Raw genomic sequence first — 2,100 nt, 5'->3', positions numbered from 1 at the left:
TTGGCATATAAATCATCTAAGGTGTTTTGCATTTCGTAATATTCAGCGTGTCTTAAATCTTCTACACACAATGTTTCATTTTTATTTTTAGGCATAAGGCTTCACTCCTTTACTTGAAATTGAGTGAGCTTTTTTATCTTACTCGTAATCCTTATTGAAACAACATAATACTTTTCTAATATATACACGACTTGAGGGCATTCCTCCATTCTCATTACAAGAATTTCTTAGGTTCGCCCTCTGCTTTTCAGCATTAGTTCAACTGCTTATTGTTCTTCGTCAGTTTATTCTCTTGATGAGAACCCAATACCTTTCCTCGTTCCGATAATCTTATCTATACATATATATCCTTAGGTCACTAGCTATAAGCCTGCTGGCTTGATACCGCCTGTAACGTTATATGGCATTTCATAACCTATATTCTTACTTTGCCACACCAGCTACGATTTCTCGTACCTTTGCATTTCTACAAAGTTCAAATTTAGACCCGTACATTCGCTGTTTCGTCAGTTCCTTATAGAACATTCTAACCATAGATATTTTATAGACTTCCGGCATATAGGACACAACGCCCACCTCTGGGAATCTTTCGTCAGCATTATCTGTTACGGTGTCTGTCTGCCGACTTCACCGAGCTTCTGACAGAGCCTTGTTTACTCAAGTTTCTGCCAGTCAGAGTATTAAAGTAGCCTTTCAGGGCGTTACCCCGTCATTCGACTATTCGTGTGTTTAGTTCTCCAACACACATTAAATATTGATTTAATGAAGTGCTGTGCCTACTCTTTTCAAGTAGGAACGTTTCGCACCTGCTTTTGGGTCTACAATCACTGCTTGTGCCCCATAAAGCACCGCATAATAGACGATAAGGTTATTCGCAAAGGATTTACCACCACCCAGCGAACCAACAAAAGCCGACGCTAACGCATTGGTTACTGAACCCTTAACCCCTTGACTGGCAAGAGCAGGTTTCAGATAGACATTGCGTCCAGTATCTAAGCTGTAGCCAACATAAATCCCCTCATTTTCCCCCAGCATTTGAGTAGCACCAAAACCTAAACCAGCGAGGAAATCAGAGGTCACGTATTGAATATAATCATTCATATAACGCTTGCTGGCAGGTAAAAATTCTTCATGTAAGCCGAGCATATCCCCAAATGGTCGTACCAGTTTTACGCTTAAATCGTCATAAAAATCTTTCACTTCATTACAACGACGTTTGAGTTCGTCAAGATCATTTGCTGATACCCTTACCACATAAGACAGCTTGTACATAGATTCCTTGCTTTGGTCTAAATTGGTTTCCAGCTCATTCACACTTTCCAGAGCTTCCGCCACATTGGAGCTGGTTTCATTATCACTTTGCCAAGCGTGGTTATCCAAGTCTTTCAGTTCTTTCTTTTTATTGCGGACAGTAGATAGGGCTTTACGATTCGCTACAATTTCCACATTCATTGACGTATCAATCGGGAATGTAAATTGCTGTTGCTGGTAGTAGAAGATTTCAGAGGACGGGAAGTCCAGTTCTCCGACAATGCTGTTAATGGTAAAGTAAGCTACATAGACGGTTTCATCTTCCTGCTGGATTTTCAAATATCGCTGTTTTTCTTCCACCAAACAGCGAGTAGGCTTAATCAAGTCATAGTATTTAATCAGCGTTTCATTATCCAGCTTTTTCTTTGATAGATGGTACTCATACTCTTCATAGGCAGTGCCTGTCTGTCCGTAAAGGTGTTCAATCAGATAGCCGAAGTCGTCCTTATCTAACCTGCGGATTTTGAAACGACGAGAGATTTTATTTTCTAAGAGCTTTTCCATCTTCTGAAAACGCAGGATTTCATCATTACTCATACTAACAAAATCGCCCATCAGCTTATGGTTCACATCATAGACAAAATCAGACAAAGCATTTTTTGCTTCAACGGTAAGACTTTTCATAGAAAACTCCTGATCGTTGAGAAGCAACTTAAAGCCGATAAAGAAACGGTAGTTCACTTGATTTTCGCCAATCATGGATATTAAAGCGTCTGTCTGTTGGTCGATTTTGTCATAGGCAACCGCTTTGAGCTTGCCAGTGACTTCATTTTTGGAACGCTCTTGTGC

At 40.1% G+C, this 2,100-nt stretch carries 1 pseudogene; it reads right to left on the bottom strand.

Features of this window, described 5'->3' with window-relative positions:
* Positions 1 to 807: 807 nt before the first annotated feature.
* A pseudogene (locus tag ACFXI4_RS44570) lies at positions 808 to 2,100 on the bottom strand (ATP-binding protein); the annotation flags it as partial.

It is taken from the genome of Streptomyces sp. NPDC059224 (genome assembly GCF_042754285.1).
Taxonomy (GTDB): Bacteria; Actinomycetota; Actinomycetes; order Streptomycetales; family Streptomycetaceae; genus Streptomyces.
Note: the sequence above shows the minus strand (reverse complement) of the source record. Positions and strands in the feature narration are given on the sequence as shown.